Source organism: Kitasatospora sp. NPDC101183 (genome assembly GCF_044767945.1).
In the GTDB taxonomy this organism is placed as follows: Bacteria; Actinomycetota; Actinomycetes; order Streptomycetales; family Streptomycetaceae; genus Kitasatospora.
In genome coordinates this window covers 50,556-69,524 of the sequence record NZ_JBIWOW010000024.1, presented here as the reverse complement: position 1 = coordinate 69,524, position 18,969 = coordinate 50,556, and the positions used below count along the sequence as shown (strand labels likewise).

The window sequence follows — 18,969 nt, the reverse complement described above, 5'->3', positions numbered from 1 at the left end:
CGGGTCAGCTCCCGTCCGGGTGGAGCATCAGCACCGCGGTGCGGCACAGGATCTTGACGTCCTGCCAGAGGCTCCAGCTCTCGATGTAGCGGTTGTCGAAGCGCGCCCGGTCCTCGATGGAGGTGTCCCCGCGCAGGCCGTTGACCTGGGCGAGGCCGGTGAGGCCGACGGGGACGCGGTGGCGGTCGGCGTACTCGGGGTAGGCCTGGCTGAACCGCATGACGAAGTACGGGCGCTCGGGGCGCGGGCCGACCAGGCTCATGTCGCCGCGCAGCACGTTCCACAGCTGCGGCAGCTCGTCCAGCGAGCTCTTGCGCATCAGGCGGCCGACCGCGCCCATGCGGTGGTCCTGGGAGATGTTCCAGCGGGTGGCGGACTCGTGCTCGTTGCTGGGGCGCAGGGTGCGGAACTTGAGGACGGTGAAGACGCGGCCGTCCAGGCCGGTGCGCTGCTGGCGGAAGAGCACGCCGGGGCCGGTGTCGAAGCGGACGGCGAGGGCGCACAGGGCGAGGACGGGGGCGAGCAGCAGCAGGCCGAAGGAGGCGGCGGCGATGTCCAGGGCGCGCTTGCCGGCCCAGCCGGGACGGCGCATCGCGGCGCTGCCGACGCGCAGGCAGGGGAAGCCCCACAGGTGGTCGCCGCCGGAGACGGGGCCGGTGGGCAGGGAGCCGTACTCGCGCAGGGCGGGGACGAGCCAGACCTGGCAGCCGAGCCGGGCGGCCTCGCGCAGGGTGGCGGCGGTCTCGGCCTCGTCCGCGGCGCCGGCGGTGGCGACAACGTGGTGGACGCGGTGACGGCGGACCTCGCGCTCCAGCGCCTCGCGGCCGCCGAGGACGGGCAGGTCGGTGTCGCCGGGCAGCAGCGGCGGGTCGGCGTCGAGGAAGCCGACCGGGCGCATCCCGTACTCGCCGTGCTCGTCGAGGGCGGCGGCGACGCGGCGGCCCAGGCGCCCGGCGCCGAGCACCAGGACGGGGTTGGGGCGGCTGCGGCGGATGCGGCGCACCAGGTGGTAGAGGACGGCGCGGCCGAGGGCGGCGATCAGCAGCTGGGCGCCGAGCAGGACGGTGAGCCGGGCGGGGGTGGCCGGGCCGCAGTCGGGCCAGCGGCCGTCCAGGCAGCCGGCGAGGGTGACGGCGAAGGCGGTGGCGACGACGGCGCGGACGGCGAGCGCGGGCAGTTCGTCCAGGACGGAGAGGGTGAGCCGGGTGCGGTAGAGGCCGCCGGTGAGGTTGAGCAGGAGCAGCAGCGGGAGGACGGCGGCGACGCCGAGCAGCGGGGCGAGCCGGGTGGCCGGGTCGATGGCGCGGTTGGCGACGCCCATGGCGGTGCACAGGGCGATGGCGTCGACCTGGAGCAGGGCGAGGGGCAGGGCGAGGCGGGAGGGGACGGGGCGGCGGTGGCGGCGCGGTACCGGGACGGTGCGGGGGCGCGGGGCCCCGGCCGGCCGGTCGAGCAGTCCGGTGCCGGGCCGGTGGGGGCCGGGCAGGGGCCCGCCTGATCGTGGCAAGCTGTCGTGGTCAATGGTCATCAGCGCACGAACTCCCCTGCTGTGTGCCCGGGGTGACGGCGCCCCGGCACCGGTTGGCGGGGGGCGGCCGACCCGGCCCGGTGGGCGCGGTCCTGACGGCGCCTGCTGCCGCGGGCGGCCTTCGGCTCTCTCGATTTCCGGAGAGAATTCGAAACGAAGCAGGCAAAATCAGACAATACCGAATCGAGCGTTACCGACTGGAAGGTGACTTGCCGTTTCATTCCAGCCGCCCATTAATAGGTATTTCTGATTGCCACCTCGACCGAATATCCGGGTGAGGGTGCGAATACGACCACGCCGTCACGGCGGGCATTCACGGCATGTGAAACGATCAGATCCGCTCCGGGACACGGGCCCGGCGGCGCCCCACGGCCGCTCCGGCACCCAGCAGATGGCGGTACAGCGCGTCCACCTGTTCGACCACGGTCCGCACGTCGTGCCGCGCCGCCACGTGCTCCCGCAGCCGGGAACCGCGTCGCTCGCACTCGATCGGATCGGACAACGCCTCGGCCATCCGGGTGGCGAGCGCGCCCGCGTCCTCCGGCGCGACCACCGACTGTGCGCGCTCCGCCGGGGGCAGGCACTCCCGGGCGCCCGGAACGTCCGTCAGCAGCACCGGACGGGCCGCCGCCATCGCCTCCAGCGGGGCCAGCGCCATCCCCTCCCAGCGCGAGGGCAGCACCACCAGGTCGGCGGCCGCCAGCCAGGGGCGCGGGTCCGGCACGTCGCCCACCAGGCGGACGCGGGAGGGCTCGGCCGTCTCCCGGACGAGGCCGGCCACCCGCTGCTCCTCCGGGCCGCCGCCGACCAGCGCCAGCCGGGCCTGCGGCACCCGGCGCAGCACCTCAGGCCAGGCGCCCAGCAGCACGTCCTGCCCCTTCTGGCGGCAGAGCCGGCCCACGCAGACGGCGAGCGGGGCGTCGAGGTCCAGGCCGAGCGCGATGCGGGCGGCCCGTCGGTCGCCGGGCGCGTAGTGGCGCACGTCCACGCCGTTGGGCACCACCGCCCAGTCGGCGTGGACCCCGGCGGCCACGCCGTCGGCGCGCTCCTGGACGCTGACGCAGAGCAGGCGGTGCGCCCAGCGGGTCGCGTAGCGCTCCCAGCGCAGGGTGGCGGCGCCGACGGCGCCGTCCACGGCGGCGAAGGACCAGGCGTGCGGCTGGAAGACGGTGGGCACCGCGCCGCGGACGGCCAGCCGGCCGGCGAGCCCGGCCTTGGCGCTGTGCAGGTGGACCACGTCGGGCCCGGCGGTCCGGACGATCCGGCGCAGCCGCCAGGTCTCGGCGGCGCTGGACGGGCCCGGGGAGCGGTCGGCGGGCCAGTCGTGGACCAGCGCGCCGACCGCGGAGGCCTCCTCGGCCAGCCGGCCGCCGCGCGGGCAGGCGACCAGGACCCGGTGGCCGGCCTCCCGCTGCCCGCGGACCAGATCGGCGACGACGCGGGCGACTCCGCCGTCCACCGGCTGCGAAACGTGAAGGATCGTCATATGCACGGCGGCGAGCCTAGGATGGCTCCCCCGTGCCGGGCGGCTCCCGTCACCCGGAGGTGGCGGGCCGTCCACCCGTACGGCTTTCCGCTCGTACGGCTGGACGGGCCGCTCGAATTCCCGGGCGAATTCCCGGGATCGGATTATTGATTATCCGATTACCGGACCTCGGCGGCCAGATTCTCCAGCACCTGGTCGTGAATGCGGTTCAGGCCCTTGGGCGCGAAGGTGCGCTCGAAGAAGCCGCCGATGCCGGTCGCGCCCTGCCAGGTGGCGGAGACGGTGACCTTGGAACGGCCCTCGCCCGCGGCCGCGACCGTCCAGGTGATCACCATGGTGGAGTTGGCGTCCTTCTCCACCAGCTGGTCCGGCTTCGGCGCCGAGACGGTGAACAGGCAGTCGCGCACCCGCTTCTCGGTGGCCTGCAGCCGCCAGTGCACCTGGGTGCCGGCGCCGGTGCCGCCGACCCGCACCTCGTACTCGCTGTACTGCGCGGGCAGCAGCTTCGGACGGGTCACCTGGTAGTCGGCCAGCGCCTCGTACACCCGCTCGGGGGCCGCGTCGTAGACCCGCTCGGTGGTGGCCTGCACCTGTCCCATGGCCTTGCTCTCCTCGTGTGGTGGGGTACCGCGTCCGTACCGCTGTGCCCGCAAGCCAATCACAGCGGCGGGTGCGCGACGCGCCGGGATAGGGTGGCCCGTGTGCTCGATCAGGTGACAGCGTTGCGCTACGTCGATCCGCTGCGGGCGGGCGGTTCGGTGCCCGGGGTGGTGGAGACCGACGACCTGGGAACGTACGTGGTCAAGTTCACCGGTGCCGCACAGGGGCGCAAGGCGCTGGTGGCCGAGGTGATCGTCGGCGAGCTGGCCCGGCGGCTCGGGCTGCGGGTGCCGGAGCTGCGGCTGGTGGACTTCGACCCGGCGGTGGCGGCCCAGGAACCGGACGCCGAGATCCAGGACATGCTCAAGGCCAGCGCCGGGCTCAACCTCGGGATGGACCTGCTGCCGGGGGCGCGGGACTACCGGCCCGGCATGCTGGCCGTCGACTCCGCCGAGGCCGGGCGGGTGGTGTGGCTGGACGCGCTCACCGGCAACGTCGACCGCACGGTGCACAACCCCAACCTGGTGGTCTGGCACGGGCGGCTCTGGCTGATCGACAACGGCGCCGCGCTGATCTTCCACCACCGCTGGGAGAGCGCCGGGGCCGCCGTCGGACGGCGCTACGACATGAGCGCCCACGCGCTGGGCGCCTGCGCGCCCGACGTCCGGCTGGCCGACGAGGACCTCGGGCCGCTGGTGACCGTCGGGCTGCTGGAGGAGGTGCTGGCCCTCGTCCCGGACGAGTGGCTGGAGGGCGAGCCGGGCTTCGACTCGGTGGCCGCCGTGCGCCGCGCGTACGTCGACCACCTGGCCGCCCGGGTGGTGCTCTCCGGGGAGTGGCTGCCGGAGGGCTTCTCCACCCCCGAGCAGCTGCGCGAGGCCGAACTGCGCCAGGCGGCCCGCACCCGCGCCGGCCGCCCGGCCTGGCTGCGCGACGTGCCGGACCTGCACGGCAAGCCCTCGGTGGAGACGGTGTGGGAGCACCACTTCGACGAGGAGCCCGGCGAGGGTCTCGACGAGAACTGAGCGGGAACGGAGCCGGGGAGCGGGGCCGAAGCCCCGCTCCCCGGTTCAGCGGTGATCAGGTGTCACTGCGCGGTGCGCGTCAGCGCCACCACTGGACCGCCTTCTCGGCGTTGATGATGCCCGCGCCGTAGAAGCCGTTGTCGTCCGCGCCGCCCTCGCACTTCGCCTTCCAGGCGCCGGCGCCGCCGGGGTTGAAGTCGCCGGTCGGGCAGGCGTGGGACTCGGCCTGGTTGGTGAGCAGCTCGGTCAGCTCGTTCGGGCTGGCCCACGGGAAGGTGCTCGCGAGCAGCGCGACCACGCCGGTGACGTGCGGGGTGGCCATCGAGGTGCCCTGCATGTAGCCGTACTTGTTGCCCGGGATGGTGGACAGGATGCGGCCGTCCTTGTCCGGGGTGTTCGGGATCTGGTAGCGGCGGTCGCCACCGGGCGCGGCGACGGTGACGACGCCCTTGCCGTAGCTGGAGTAGTACGACTTGTCGCCGTTGACGCCCACGGCGGAGACGGCGATGACGCCGTCCAGCTCGGTCGGCAGCGACAGGCAGTCGTTGGTGACCGGGCGGGTGCCGGGGGTGGTGTCGTCCGGGCTGGAGACGTCGGTGGTCTTGTGCGCCAGGTCGATGTTCTCGTTACCGGCCGCGGCGACGTTGAGGACGCCCTTGCGCTGCGAGAACGCGACGGCCTTGCGGACGGCGTCGGTGATCGCCGACTGGTCCTTGTCGTTCGGGCAGTTGAACATCCACGGGTCGACGTAGTAGCTGTTGTTCGTCACGTTGAACTTGTGCTCGCCGGCCCACACGAAGCCGCAGACCGCGTTCTCCGGGTAGATGAAGCCGCCGTCGTCGACGACCTTGACCGCGGCCAGCTTCACGTTCGGGGCGATGCCGACGATGCCCTTGCCGTTCTTGGCGGCGGCTATGGTGCCGGCGACGTGGGTGCCGTGGTCGCTGGTGGTGGGCTGCCAGGCCTTCCAGTCGGTGTTCGGCTTGCCGTCGATGCAGGAGACCGACTGCGAGGCGTCCACGTTGGGGGCCAGGTCCTCGTGGGTGGCGTCGATGCCGGAGTCCAGCACGCCGACCGTGACGTTGCGGCTGCCCAGGGAGATCTTGTGGGCCTTGTCGACGCCGATCTGGCGCATGTCCCACTGGTTGGCCTCGTACGGCTCCTGGCCGGCGGCCGCGGTGCCGGTCGGCTCGGCGGCGACGTCGGCCTTGCCCTGGTCGGAGGCGAGGATGCCCTTGGTGCGGCTGGCGCCGACCGAGTCGACGCCCTTGGCCAGGCGGAGCTTCTCGGCGAACTTGGTGTCGTTCGAGCGGGCGATGACGACGCCGATCTGCTCGTACGAGTAGACCACCGTGCCGCCGAGGCCCTTGACGGCGTTCTCGACCTTCTGCACCTGGCCGTGGTTGGCCTTGGTGTTGACGACGTAGCTGAGCAGCGGACCGGTCGTCGGGTCGGCCGTGGGGGCCGCGACGGCGGTGCCGGCCGGGAGCGCGAGGGCGCCGGCGGTGGCGAGCACGAGGCCCACAGCCGCGTACCGGGTCCGGCTGATCCGAGGAACTCTCATAGGGGTTGGCCCTCCCGAGTCGTCACATGCGGGCAGCTGCGGTGAGGCAGGTGCACAGGGAATGACCGGGACGCTAATGAAGATTGCCTTAAATGCGCAAGAGGTAGTCATCTAATCGTCACATCTACGCCAACCGCGGATGGCAGGAGTCCGCAGCTCAAGGCAGGTAACAGAAAAGATAATTGTTAAAAAGTGATGGTTCGTCTACGTGCGGACCGGCCCGTTAGAGCGCGTACAGCCGACGCGCGGTGCCGCCCGCGACCAGGGCGGCGATCCGGCGGGCGTCGGAGGCCGAACAGGCGCCGTCCGCCCGCCAGTCGGCGAGCAGCGAACCCAGTGCGTGCCGGAACTGGGCGGCGCCGACGAGGAACAGCTCCGGCAGCCCGTAGGCGTCGGTGGAGAACAGCAGTTTGCCGAAGGGCGCGAGCTCCAGCATCTCCCCCAGCACGGCCGCCGCGCGGGGCCCGGTGTAGGAGGCGGTGAGCCCGAGGTCGGTGTACACGGTGGGGAAGGCCTGGGCCAGCCAGGCGGCCTGGCGGTGGTACGGGTAGCCGTGCAGCAGCACCAGCGGGACGCCGGAGGGCTCGGCGGCGCGGACGAAGGCCGTCAGGAGGGAGGGATCGGCCAGGTGCAGGGTGAGGTCCGGATCGCCGAAGCCGGTGTGGAGTTGGAGGGGCAGGCGCAGCTCGGCGCAGACGTCCACGGCCGTCCAGAGCAGGTGGTGCAGCAGCACGGGCTCGGTGAGCCGGGTCCGGCCCCCGCGCAGCCGGGCGCCGGCGGCGGCCACCACGGCCGTACGGGCGGGGCGTTCGGCGGGGGCGGCGAGCCCGTGCCGGTAGGCGAGCACCGACTTGACGGCGACGGCGCCGGTGGCGGCGGCCGCCAGGGCCTCGGCGACGGCGCGGGGCCAGTCCTCGGCGGAGGCGGCCGAGGCCTCGACCGACTCGGCCACGGTCTCCAGCCGGACGACCTCGCGCACCGACGCGCCGGTGGCGGCGGCGAGTTCGCTCAGGGGCAGCAGCTCGTGACCGGCGGCGGCGGTGAGCCCGGTGTCCACCAGGCAGGTGTCCAGCCCGGCGGCCACGAGCAGCCGGGCGGTGGCCTCGGCCCCGCCCAGCTCGCGGCGGCGGGCGAGGTACTCGGCGGCCGGGGCGTGCGCGGGCAGGCCGAGCGCGGGCGGGCACCAGCGCCGCACGGCCAGGCCCAGGGCGCTGTCGAAGGGCGAACAGCCGGGCGCGGGCGGCCGGTCGGACTCGGTGAGCAGCCCGGCCAACGCGTCCTCGGCGAGGTCGGCCGCCACCACGCTGTGGCAGTGGTGGTCGACCAGGGCCCCGACGTCCACGCCTAGTACCTCCAGCGCGTCGCGGCCACCAACTCCTCGGCCCCGGCGGCCTCGTACTGCTGCGCCTCCGCGCGGCGCACCGAGGCTACCGCCTGGAAGAGCGGCTCGCCGAGGGCCTCGCGCAGCACCGGCGAGGCCTCGTACGCGGCCAGCGCCTCGGCGGGGCGGGTGGGCAGCCGAGGGACGGCGCCGGGCTCGGCGGCGGCCGGATCCCCCGTGAACTCCGGTGGCAGGCGGCGGCCTTCGGCCAGGCCCGCGAGGCCCGCGGCGATCACCCCGCCGACGGCGAGGTACGGGTTGGCGCTGGCGTCGAAGCACTTGACCTCGGCGTTGGCGGCCGAGGCCCGCTCCCCGGTGGTGCCGGTGACCAGCCGCAGGGCGGCCTCGCGGTTCTCCAGCCCCCAGCAGTGGAAGGCCCCGGACCAGTGCTGGGGCACCAGCCGCAGGTACCCGGCGGGGCTGGAGCAGCCGAGCGCCAGCAGGGCGGGCAGTTCGCCGAGGACGCCGGTGAGGAAGCCCTCGGCCTCGGCGGTGAGCCCGTGCGGGCCGGGGCCGCCGTGGCCCAGGTTGCGGCCCTCGCGCCAGAGGCTCAGGTGCAGGTGGCCGCCGTTGCCGACGCCGTCGACCTCGACGACGGGGGCGAAGGAGACCCGCAGGCCGTACCGCGCGGAGACGGCGCGGATCGTGTGGCGGATGAGGACGGAGGTGTCGGCGGCGGCGACCGGGCCCTCGGGGGCGACGGAGACCTCGAACTGGCCCGGGGAGTACTCGGGGTGGATCTGCAGCACCGTGAGCCCCTGCTCGCCGAGGGCGCGCAGCACGTCGCGCAGGTAGTCGGAGAGGTCGGTGAGCCGGTGCATCCCGTACGCGGGGCCGTGCGTCGGGTAGCGCGGGGGCTCCTCCGGGGGGCCGTCCAGGGCGGCGACCCACTCGACCTCGATGCCGGCCTTGAGGCTCAGGCCGCGCGAGGCGGCGGCGGCCTCCGCCCGGCGGGCGAACAGCCGTTGGCAGCCGGGGTGCGGGGTGCCGTCCTGGGTGTAGCGCTCGCCGGGGGCCCAGGCCCAGCCGGGCTGGGCGGCGAGGGGGACGACCCGGTCGAGGTCGGGGTAGAGCCGGAGGTCTCCGACGGGGCCGCCGATGAGGGGGCTGGTGGTGATCCCGTCGTCGGCGAGGAACACGTCGAAGCAGGGGGCGGCGCCGACGCCCCACTCGGCGGCGTGCCGCAGGCCGGCGAGCGGGACGGCCTTGACCCGGGCGATGCCCGCGTTGTCGACCCAGGTGACGGCGACGGCCTCGACGGCGGCGGTGCGCAGCCGGTCGGCCACCGCCTCGGCGCGGGCGGCGCGCTCGGCGCGCGGGGGCAGCGCGACGGCGGCCTCCGCCGCGCCGGAGGCCGCATCAAAGGCCTCGGAGGGCGCGGCGGGCGGGGCGGGGGCTCCCAGGCTCGTTCCGGTGCTCATGCCACCATGCTGCCCCGCCCGCCCCGGGGTCGTAACTCCCCCTACGGGTGGTCCGGTTGGACGCCCGTCCGCCCGTTCACCCGTTCGGGGCGAAGCGGGCCGTCCACTCCCCCGCGGTGAGCCGCTCCAGGGTGTCCGGGGCGGCGTCGGTCGGGCCCGGGTAGAGCCGGTAGAGCGCGCCGGAGGCCTCCGCCGGGGCGGGGACGTCGGCGTGCACCAGGGCGGTGAACGCCCGGACGCCGCCGAGGCGTTCGGCGATCTGCCGGGCGGTGTCGTCCGGCGCCTGCTCGATCCGCCGGTCGCTCACGTGCAGTCCGCGCAGGCGCGCGGCGAACTCGGCCACCGGTTCCCGGGCGCCCCGGCGGTAGTGGTCGAGGGTGCGGCCGCTGCGGTCGCGCACCAGCACCTCGGGGCTGCCGGCCGCGGCGGTGGCGCAGGCGAGGTCCCAGAGGGTGGCGCGGGTGCCGGCGCCGAAGTGCCGCAGGACGTCCGAGGCGAGGGAGCCGATCTTCTCCTGGTGGCGGTAGAGGTTGTGGAACCCGGGGTCGGCGGCGACGTTGAGGTCCGTCCAGGTGTGGGTGCGCTCCCGGAGGTCGACGATCATCGGCAGGCAGACCCGGGCGTCCCCGGCGAGGTCGAGGCGCTGGCGCAGCTCCTTGGGGCGGAAGGCGCCCTTGCGGACGCGGGCCGCCTCGGCGGGGTCGAGGGTCATGAAGCCGGCGAAGGCGTCGGTGAGGTCCTCGAAGGGGACGTCGTTGTAGCTGAACACGACGACCACGGCGTAGCGGGCGCCCGCCTTGTCGAGGGAGGCCAGGTCGAGGTCGACGAACTCGGTGGCGCCGTGCGGCGGCGGGGCGGTGGTGAAGTCCCCGGAGTGGACGGCGGAGCGCGGGCCGAGGACGAGGTTGGTGTAGTCGCAGAGGCCGGTGAACGCCCAGTCCTCGTCGTAGAAGGCGACGGACAGGTCGAGGTCGACGCGCTGGTTCACCCGCTGCATCCAGTGCACGAACAGCCGGACGTGCTCCCCGGCGGGGAGCCGCTGCACGCTGCCGCGCGGCAGGGCGACGAGCGTCCTGGCGCTGGCGCGCTCGGCGAACGGCACGACCAGGTCGGCGAGCCCGGCGTCGATCACGGCGAGCTCGCAGGGCTCGGACCGCCCGGCGCGGCGCAGCAGTTCGGCCTCGATCAGGGCGCAGACGGGCGCGCTGAGTTCGGCCGGGACGACGGTGCCCTCGTCGAAGCGGCCGTGCGCGGAGGCGACCCGGCCGCGCGGGAAGTAGAGCCGGCGCTCGCCCGCCTCGCGAGGGCCGCGCAGCCGCCCGTACGCGCCGAGCAGCGGGCCGGGGGCGACGGCGCGCAGCGCGCCCGGCAGGGCGTCGAGCAGTGCGGCGGGCGTGGGCTCGCCGGGCGCCCAGTCGGCGTGGACGCGCAGCAGGTGGTGCAGCCGGCGCGCCAGCTCGCCCGGGCGGGTGGCCAACAGGCCGACGGCTTCGGGCACTTCGCCGCGCAGCAGGGCGTACTCGACCCGGGCGGCGAAGGTCTCGACGGTGAGCCGGGCGCGGCCGCGGCGCGTCTCGCGCACCCGCAGCGGGGCGGGCGCCTCGCGCAGCTCGGGGCTCTTCGCCAGGTCCGTCCCGCGCAGCACGGCGAAGGCGGCGGCCGCGTACGGGAATCGGGCGCGGTGCTCGTACGGGTGCAGCAGTTCGCCGGCGCGCAGCCAGGCCTGGCGGTGGCGGCCGAGGTCCTCGGCGAGGGCGCCGACCGGGAGGGCGTCGAGGAGGGCGAGCAGGTCGCGGCGCAGCGGGCGGGGCAGGTTGCGCAGGCGCAGGGCGCGGGCGGTCTCGGGCAGCAGGTCGGGCTCGGCGCCGGACCAGGCCCAGATCAGCCGCAGCACGTCGGTGGCGGTGGTGAGGTGGGCGGCCAGTACGGGGCGGGCGGCCTCGCGGTCGCGGCGCAGCAGGGCGGCGAGGACGGTGGCGCGGCTCTCGCGGACGGGGATCTCAACGGGCAGCCAGGCGGCCGGGTCGGCCGGGGCATGGTCGAGCAGCAGGGCGAGGTCCTCGCGGTCCTGCGGGTTGAGCGGGGTCTGCCGGGAGAGCAGCGCGGCGAGTTCGGCGGCCGCGGTCTCCTCGGCGTCGGCGGTGCCGGCCAGGCGCAGCGGCTTCAGCAGGCTGCCCGGCCGGAGCCTGCGGGCCGCGTTGCGGACGGCCTTCACGTCGAGGGAGAGGTAGCGCTCCTCCTGGCCGAGCGGGGTTGCGCAGTACGGGCACGCGTGGCCGCCGTCCGCGATCACCAGTGCGTCGTAGCAGTCGCCGCAGAGCAGGTGGGCGCAGGGGGCGAGGGCGCCGATCCCGGCGTCCAGGCTGCCGCGCTCGCAGGCGAAGCAGATCTGGGACTCCTGGCAGAGCAGGTAGGCCCGGACCGTCGCGGAGTAGGTGGCGCGGGCGTGCCGGGGCACGCCGTCGGGGAAGCCCCGGAAGAGGGGCCTGTGGCGGCGGTCGGCGCCGAGCATCGCGTCGAGCCGGGCGAGCAGCAGGGCTCCGGCCCCGCCGAGGTCGGCGGGGCGCAGCCGGGCCAGGGCGGCGCGCAGGCCCCGGGTGAGGGCGTAGCCGCGCTGGGCGAGGTCGGCCTCCAGGGCGACGAGGCCCTCGGCCGTCCACGGCTGCGGTTCCTCGGGCGCGGCTCCGGGCCCGATCCGTACGGCGCCGTGGCGGCGCAGCAGGTAGGCGTCCAGGCCGGTGTCGGGCGTGGCGGCGCCCGTCTTCTTCTTCACGGCTCCCCCGGGTGGATACGACGAAGCGGGGGCGGAGAGTGGGCGCGCTCGGATCATTTCAAAGATGAGGAGAAGGAAGCACGCCGCGGAGCCGCCCCCGCGTCGCTCACCCTAGCGAAGGCCCGTCCCGGGGCTCGAACGGTTTTCGTCCGACCCCTTCCTACTGATGAGTAGCTTCGCTACAGTGGCCGCACGCATCACCGCCGGGCTTCGGGAGCCGCACCGGCGGGGCCTGCGGCGCCGTGTCCACGGCGTCCGCGCGATGCGCCGTCACCGGCCGGTGCCGCGAACCGCGGCGGGCCGGGTGCACTCCTCCCGTCAGCCTCGCCTTCACCCGAGCGCCTGAGCAGCACGGCACACCCCCCGCAGTTCGGCCGGAGCGGACCGGCCACGCCCCGGGGTGGCGCCACCCGTCATCTCCCCAAGCCCCCGCGCGCGGACCCTCCTCCGGCGGCGGCCGCCCCCGTGTCCGTCGACGGGCGCGGCGGCCGCCCGCCGGAGCGCGCGCGGGCCCTTCATGACTAGGAGTCAGGACATGGAGCGTCCCTTCCCCACGGTCGCCGTCGTCGGCCTCGGCACGATGGGCGCCGGCGTCGCCGTCGCGATCGCCAGGAGCGGCCGCCGGGTGATCGGCATCGAGGCCGGCGAGGACTCGGCGGCCCGGGCGCTGGCCCGGATCGAGGAGGCGACCGCCCACGCGGTCGACCGCGAGCGGATCACCGCCGAGGAGCGCACCGCGCTGCTGGCCCGGATCACCGTCGGCCACGAGCTCGCGGCCGCCGCCGCTGCGGACCTGGTGGTCGAGGAGGTGCCCGAGCAGCTGGACCTCAAGCGGGAGGTCTTCGCCGAGCTGGACCGGATCTGCCCGCCGGAGACGGTGCTGGCCACCGGCACCACCGCGCTGTCCGTCACCCGGATCGCCGCCGCCACCGCGCGGCCGGAGCGGGTGCTGGGCCTGCACTTCTTCAACCCGGTGCACAGCATGAAGCTGGTCGAGGTCGTGCGCACCGTGCTGACCTCCCCCCAGACCGCCGAGGACGCCGCCGCCTTCGCCCGGGACCTCGGCAAGGAGCCGGTGGCGGCGGGCGACCGGGCCGGCTTCGTGGTCAACGGCCTGCTGTTCGCCTACCTGAACCAGGCGGCCGCGATGTACGAGTCCCGGTACGCCTCGCGCGAGGACATCGACGCCGCGATGCGCCTGGGCTGCGGCCTGCCGATGGGCCCGCTGGCGCTGCTCGACCTCATCGGGATCGACACCGCCCGCACGGTGCTGGAGGCGATGTACGAGCAGTCGCGCGACCGGCTGCACGCGCCCGCGCCGATCCTCGGCCAGCTGGTCTCGGCCGGGCTGCTGGGCCGCAAGTCGGGCCGGGGCTTCTACACGTACGAGGCGCCGGGCTCCTCCAGGGCCGTGGACGCGGCCACCGGCCCCGCGCGGCCGAAGGTGCCGGGCCGCGCCGTCCGCACCGTCGGCGTCTGCGGCTCGGGGACGATGGCCACCGGCATCGTCGAGGTGTTCGCCAAGGCCGGGCACCCGGTGCTGCTGGCCGCCCGCAGCCAGGAGAAGGCCGAGCGCGCCAAGGCGCAGCTGGCGAAGTCCCTGGACCGCTCGGTGGCCAAGGGCCGCCTGGGCGCGGAGCAGCGGGACGAGGCGCTGGCGCTGGTCACCCCGGTCGGGGACTACGCGCAGCTGGCCGAGGTGGACCTGGTGGTCGAGGCGGTGGCCGAGGACCTCGCGGTGAAGCGGGAGCTGTTCGCTGCCCTGGACAAGGTCGTCCGCCCGGGCGCGGTGCTCGCCACCACCACCTCCTCCCTGCCGGTGATCAGCTGCGCGACCGCGACCTCGCGGCCGCAGGACGTGATCGGCATGCACTTCTTCAACCCGGCCCCGGCGATGAAGCTGGTCGAGGTGGTCTCCACCGTGCTGACCGCCCCGGACGTCACCGCGACGGTGCTGGAGCTGACGGCGAAGGTGCGCAAGCACCCGGTGGAGTGCGGCGACCGGGCGGGGTTCATCGTCAACGCCCTGCTGTTCCCCTACCTGAACGACGCGGTGCGGATGCTCCAGGAGCACTACGCGACGGTGGACGACATCGACACCGCGATGAAGCTGGGCTGCGGCTACCCGATGGGCCCCTTCGAGCTGCTGGACGTCGTCGGGCTGGACGTCTCGCTGGCCATCGAGCGGGTGCTGCACCAGGAGTTCCGCGAGCCGGGCCTGGCCGCCGCCCCGCTGCTGGAGCACCTGGTCGCGGCGGGCTGCCTGGGCCGCAAGACCGGCCGCGGCTTCCGCGACCACGCGCGCCGGTGAGCGGCCGATCCGGAGGCGGGCCCGGCGGCCCCGCCGCGTACGGCGGCGGGGCGGGCGGGCCGGGCTGGGCGCCGGGCGCCGTGGCCGCGCGCTGGCCCCGCCCGGCGGTGACCGGCCCGGTGGCCCCGGTACGCCGGGGAAGGGCCGCGGACGCTCCACCGGGGCCGTGTAGCGTTCCGGACATGGATCGGGTTCAGTCAGCCTCCCCGCAGCACCCCGCAGGCCCGCGCGGCACCGACCGGACGGTCACCTCGACCGGGGGCACCGGTCCGGAGGGCGGGCCCGGCAGCCGCCGGGCGGCCGCGCAGCGCCAGCAGATGCGCCAGGACCTGGCCACGGCCGCGATGGACCTGTTCGCCACGCAGGGCTACGAGGAGACGACGGTCGACCAGATCGCGGCCGCCGCCGGCGTCGCCCGGCGCACCTTCTTCCGGTACTTCCGGTCGAAGGAGGAGGCGATCTTCCCCGACCACGACGACACCCTGATCCGGGTGGCGGACCTGCTGGCCAGCGCCGAGCCGGAGGAGCACCCGCTGGACGTGGTCTGCCGGGGCATCAAGGAGGTGCTGCGGATGTACGCCTCCACCCCGGGGGTGTCCGTGGCGCGCTACCAGCTGATCCGTCAGGTCCCGGCGCTGCGCGAGCGGGAGATCGCCGTGGTCGCCCGGTACGAGCGGCTGTTCACCCGCTACCTGCTGGGCCGCTTCGACACCGGCGAGCCGATCCCCTCGGGCTGGCAGCGCGGCGGCGAGGACGACTCGATGCTGGCCGAGGTCTCGGCGGCGGCGGTGGTCGCGGCGCACAACCACGTGCTGCGGCGCTGGCTGAGGGCCGGCGGCCGGGGGGACGTGGAGGCGCAGCTGGACCACTCCTTCGAGGTGATCCGCCGCACCTTCTGGGCGGCCAGTGAACCGGGTGCCAGACGCCGGGGCTCCGTAGTGGCACCGGGTGCCAATGGGGCCCCCGGGGAGGTGGTGGCGGAGAGCGCACTGAGTGCCAGCCCCCAAGGTGAGGTGCTCATCACAGTCGCCCGGACGGACGCCCCGCTGGACGTGGTGGTGGACAGCATCCGCGCCGCACTGAGCGGCGCCAGGGAGTCCTGAGCCCCAAATAACCGCAGGTCAGAGCGATACGAAGGGCCCGCGCCGGGAAACCGGCACGGGCCCTTCGCGTACCCGGTCAACGCGCGTCACGCCCGTTTCGCCACCTTTCCGGGCCGTCCAAATTCGTGACACCCGGTGTCTTTACGCCTGGCACAGGGTGCCACTACCTTGTTACTCACCAGTCGCGGCGCCGCGGCTCCCCACCACGGCGCGCCGTCGTCCGGCGTTCCCACACCCCGGGAGCAGTGCCAGTAGCGCCCGACCCACCGCGGGCCCCGAACTGACCAGCCCACCACCAACCCGTACCAGCGAAGCCGGTGTCCGCTCCCGGCTCCCCCAGACGCCCTGTGCCCTCACACAGGTACGCCTTCGGAGGCAGCCATGCAGGAAATCCTCGACGCGATCCTCAGCACCGACGCCACGTCGGCCGACTACGCGGCGATCAAGCTCCCCGAGTCCTACCGGGCGGTCACGCTCCACAAGGACGAGGAGCAGATGTTCGCGGGCCTCGACAGCCGCGACAAGGACCCCCGCAAGTCCCTTCACCTCGACGAGGTCGCCCTGCCCGAACTGGGCCCGGGCGAGGCCCTGGTGGCCGTCATGGCCAGCTCGGTCAACTACAACACCGTGTGGAGCTCGATCTTCGAGCCGGTCTCCACCTTCGGCTTCCTGGAGCGCTACGGGCGGCTCTCCCCGCTGACCAAGCGGCACGACCTGCCGTACCACGTCCTCGGCTCCGACCTCGCGGGCGTGGTGCTGCGCACCGGCGCCGGGGTCAACGTCTGGAAGCCGGGCGACGAGGTCGTGGCGCACTGCCTCTCCGTCGAGCTGGAGTCCCCGGACGGCCACAACGACACGATGATGGACCCGGAGCAGCGCATCTGGGGCTTCGAGACCAACTTCGGCGGCCTGGCCCAGCTCGCCCTGGTCAAGACCAACCAGCTGCTGCCCAAGCCCAAGCACCTCTCCTGGGAGGAGGCCGCCTCCCCGGGCCTGGTCAACTCCACCGCGTACCGCCAGCTGGTCTCGCGCAACGGCGCGGGCATGAAGCAGGGCGACAACGTGCTGATCTGGGGCGCCAGCGGCGGCCTCGGCTCGTACGCCACCCAGTACGCGCTGGCCGGCGGCGCCACCCCGATCTGCGTGGTCTCCAGCGACCAGAAGGCCGAGATCTGCCGCGCCATGGGCGCCGAGGCGATCATCGACCGCTCGGCCGAGGGCTACCGGTTCTGGAAGGACGAGAACACCCAGGACCCGCGCGAGTGGAAGCGCCTGGGCTCGAAGATCCGCGAGTTCACCGGCGGCGAGGACGTGGACATCGTCTTCGAGCACCCGGGCCGCGAGACCTTCGGCGCCTCGGTGTACGTCACCCGCAAGGGCGGGACCATCGTCACCTGCGCCTCCACCTCCGGCTTCATGCACCAGTACGACAACCGGTACCTGTGGATGTCGCTCAAGAAGATCGTCGGCTCGCACTTCGCCAACTACCGCGAGGCGTTCGAGGCCAACCGCCTGGTCGCCAAGGGCAAGATCCACCCGACCCTGTCCAAGGTCTACTCCCTGGAGGAGACCGGCCAGGCCGCCCTGGACGTGCACCACAACAAGCACCAGGGCAAGGTCGGCGTCCTGTGCCTGGCCCCCGAGGAGGGCCTGGGCGTCCGCGACGCCGAGTTCCGCGCCGAGCACATCGACGCCATCAACCGCTTCAGGAACGTGTGAGCCGCCTCCCATGACCGAGCCCCAGAAGCGCGACCGCCCCTGGCTGATGCGGACCTACGCCGGCCACTCCACCGCGAGCGACTCCAACGCGCTCTACCGGCGGAACCTGGCGAAGGGCCAGACCGGCCTGTCCGTCGCCTTCGACCTGCCGACCCAGACCGGCTACGACTCCGACCACATCCTCGCCCGCGGCGAGGTCGGCCGCGTCGGCGTCCCGGTCGGCCACGTCGGAGACATGCGCACCCTGTTCGAGGGCATCCCGCTGGAACAGACCAACACCTCCATGACGATCAACGCCACCGCCATGTGGCTACTGGCGCTCTACCAGGTGGTCGCCGAGGAGCAGGGCGCCGACGTCGCCAAGCTCACCGGCACCACCCAGAACGACATCGTCAAGGAGTACCTGTCGCGCGGGACGCACGTCTTCCCGCCCGGCCCCTCGGTGCGCCTGATCACCGACATGATCGCCTACACGGTCGGCAACATCCCCAAGTGGAACCCGATCAACATCTGCAGCTACCACCTGCAGGAGGCCGGGGCCACGCCCGTGCAGGAGATCGCGTACTCGATGTGCACCGCCATATCGGTGCTCGACGCGGTGCGCGACTCCGGCCAGGTGCCCGCCGAGCGGATGGGCGAGGTCGTCGCCCGGATCTCCTTCTTCGTCAACGCCGGCGTGCGCTTCGTCGAGGAGATGTGCAAGATGCGCGCCTTCGGCCGGCTCTGGGAGAAGGTCACCAGGGAGCGCTACGGGGTCACCGACCCCAAGCAGCGCCGCTTCCGCTACGGGGTGCAGGTCAACTCCCTGGGCCTGACCGAGGCGCAGCCGGAGAACAACGTCCAGCGGATCGTCCTGGAGATGCTGGCCGTCACCCTCTCCAAGGACGCCCGCGCCCGCGCCGTCCAACTCCCCGCCTGGAACGAGGCGTTGGGTCTGCCCCGGCCCTGGGACCAGCAGTGGTCGCTGCGCATCCAGCAGGTGCTGGCCTACGAGTCGGACCTCCTGGAGTACGGGGACCTCTTCAACGGCTCCGAGGTCGTCGAGGCCAAGACCGCCGACCTGCTGGCCGGCGCCGAGGCGGAGATCGCCAAGGTGCTGGAGATGGGAGGGGTGATCCCCGCCGTCGAGTCCGGCTACCTGAAGTCCAACCTGGTCGCCTCGCACGCCGCCCGCCGGGCCCGGATCGAGTCCGGCGAGGACAGGATCATCGGGGTCAACTGCTTCGACACCACCGAGGAGAACCCGCTCACGGCCGACCTCGACACCGCCATCATGGTCGTCGACCCGGCCTCCGAGCAGTCCGTCCTCGCCGCCCTGGAGGCCTGGCGCGGTCAGCGTGACGAGGCCGCCGCCCAGGAGGCGCTGGCCGAGCTCAAGGCCGTCGCCGCCACCACCGACAACCTGATGCCGGCCACCCTGGCCTGTGCCCGCGCCGGGGTCACCACCGGCGAGTGGTCCTTCGCCCTGCGCGAGGTGTTCGGCGAGTACCGCGCCCCCACCGGCGTGGGCGGCGCCCCGGTGGCCGTCGCGGCCGAGCCCGGCGGGGAGCTGGAGCAGGTCCGCGCCGCCGTGGCCGCCACCGCCGAGGAGCTGGGCTCCGGACGGCTGCGCCTGCTGGTCGGCAAGCCCGGCCTGGACGGGCATTCCAACGGCGCCGAGCAGATCGCCGTCCGGGCCCGCGACGCCGGGTTCGAGGTGGTCTACCAGGGCATCCGGCTCACCCCGGAGCAGATCGTCTCCGCCGCCGTCGCGGAGGACGTGCACTGCGTGGGCCTGTCCATCCTCTCCGGCGCGCACACCGAGCTGGTGCCCGACGTGCTGAAGCGGCTGCGACGGGCCGGGGTGCAGGATGTTCCGGTGATCGTGGGTGGCATCATCCCGGCAGCGGACGGCGAGGCCCTCAAGGCCGCCGGCGTCGCCGCCGTGTTCACCCCGAAGGACTTCGGCATCACGACCATCATCGGCCGGATCGTGGACGAGATCCGGCTGGCCAACAAGCTCCAGCCGTGGACGCCCGCACCGACCGCGGCCACCAGCTGACCAGCTGACCACTGGGA

General features: G+C 74.1%; 12 protein-coding genes. 5 read left to right on the top strand and 7 right to left on the bottom strand.

Annotated elements, in window-relative coordinates; translation table 11 throughout:
* Nucleotides 1–4: 4 nt before the first annotated feature.
* The 3 genes from ACIRRS_RS29245 to ACIRRS_RS29235 all read right to left on the bottom strand — a co-directional run bounded on the left by ACIRRS_RS29245 (nucleotide 5) and on the right by ACIRRS_RS29235 (nucleotide 3,613).
* A complete protein-coding gene (locus ACIRRS_RS29245) occupies nucleotides 5–1,528 on the bottom strand; it encodes an exopolysaccharide biosynthesis polyprenyl glycosylphosphotransferase (protein WP_402976755.1) in 1,524 nt (507 codons plus the stop codon).
* Between the two features lie 331 nt (nucleotides 1,529–1,859).
* Nucleotides 1,860–3,014 (bottom strand): glycosyltransferase, encoded by a 1,155-nt coding sequence (locus ACIRRS_RS29240; RefSeq protein WP_402976752.1) that lies wholly within the window; start codon nucleotides 3,012–3,014, stop codon nucleotides 1,860–1,862.
* A gap of 158 nt (nucleotides 3,015–3,172) precedes the next feature.
* Nucleotides 3,173–3,613 carry an SRPBCC family protein gene (locus ACIRRS_RS29235; protein WP_402976749.1) on the bottom strand — a complete coding sequence of 147 codons (441 nt, stop codon included), beginning with the start codon at nucleotides 3,611–3,613 and terminating at the stop codon, nucleotides 3,173–3,175.
* Between the two features lie 102 nt (nucleotides 3,614–3,715).
* Here ACIRRS_RS29235 and ACIRRS_RS29230 point away from each other — a divergent pair, with 102 nt between their 5' ends.
* Nucleotides 3,716–4,639 carry a HipA family kinase gene (locus ACIRRS_RS29230; RefSeq protein WP_402976746.1) on the top strand — a complete coding sequence of 308 codons (924 nt, stop codon included), beginning with the start codon at nucleotides 3,716–3,718 and terminating at the stop codon, nucleotides 4,637–4,639.
* 79 nt (nucleotides 4,640–4,718) lie between these two features.
* On the opposite strand, the gene ACIRRS_RS29225 is transcribed toward ACIRRS_RS29230, so the two are convergent.
* The 4 genes from ACIRRS_RS29225 to ACIRRS_RS29210 all read right to left on the bottom strand — a co-directional run bounded on the left by ACIRRS_RS29225 (nucleotide 4,719) and on the right by ACIRRS_RS29210 (nucleotide 11,778).
* Nucleotides 4,719–6,203 (bottom strand): S8 family peptidase, encoded by a 1,485-nt coding sequence (locus tag ACIRRS_RS29225; RefSeq protein WP_402976743.1) that lies wholly within the window; start codon nucleotides 6,201–6,203, stop codon nucleotides 4,719–4,721.
* Between the two features lie 223 nt (nucleotides 6,204–6,426).
* Nucleotides 6,427–7,545: an amidohydrolase family protein gene (locus tag ACIRRS_RS29220; RefSeq protein WP_402976740.1), complete on the bottom strand. Its 1,119-nt coding sequence runs from the start codon at nucleotides 7,543–7,545 to the stop codon at nucleotides 6,427–6,429.
* Nucleotides 7,546–7,547: 2 nt separating this feature from the next.
* Nucleotides 7,548–9,005 carry a glutamine synthetase gene (locus tag ACIRRS_RS29215; RefSeq protein ID WP_402976737.1) on the bottom strand — a complete coding sequence of 486 codons (1,458 nt, stop codon included), beginning with the start codon at nucleotides 9,003–9,005 and terminating at the stop codon, nucleotides 7,548–7,550.
* A gap of 76 nt (nucleotides 9,006–9,081) precedes the next feature.
* Nucleotides 9,082–11,778: an MXAN_6230/SCO0854 family RING domain-containing protein gene (locus ACIRRS_RS29210; protein ID WP_402976735.1), complete on the bottom strand. Its 2,697-nt coding sequence runs from the start codon at nucleotides 11,776–11,778 to the stop codon at nucleotides 9,082–9,084.
* Between the two features lie 535 nt (nucleotides 11,779–12,313).
* Here ACIRRS_RS29210 and ACIRRS_RS29205 point away from each other — a divergent pair.
* From ACIRRS_RS29205 to ACIRRS_RS29190, 4 genes are all read left to right on the top strand, one after another.
* Nucleotides 12,314–14,089 carry a 3-hydroxyacyl-CoA dehydrogenase family protein gene (locus tag ACIRRS_RS29205; protein ID WP_402976732.1) on the top strand — a complete coding sequence of 592 codons (1,776 nt, stop codon included), beginning with the start codon at nucleotides 12,314–12,316 and terminating at the stop codon, nucleotides 14,087–14,089.
* 182 nt (nucleotides 14,090–14,271) lie between these two features.
* Complete coding sequence (locus tag ACIRRS_RS29200; protein WP_402976730.1) at nucleotides 14,272–15,192, top strand: TetR family transcriptional regulator; 921 nt, start codon at nucleotides 14,272–14,274, stop codon at nucleotides 15,190–15,192.
* A 381-nt stretch (nucleotides 15,193–15,573) separates the two neighbouring features.
* Nucleotides 15,574–16,911, top strand: coding sequence for a crotonyl-CoA carboxylase/reductase (gene ccrA / locus ACIRRS_RS29195; protein WP_402976727.1), 1,338 nt, complete (start codon nucleotides 15,574–15,576; stop codon nucleotides 16,909–16,911).
* 10 nt (nucleotides 16,912–16,921) lie between these two features.
* Nucleotides 16,922–18,952, top strand: a complete 2,031-nt coding sequence (locus tag ACIRRS_RS29190; protein WP_402976725.1) for a protein meaA — start codon at nucleotides 16,922–16,924, stop codon at nucleotides 18,950–18,952.
* Nucleotides 18,953–18,969: the final 17 nt, after the last annotated feature.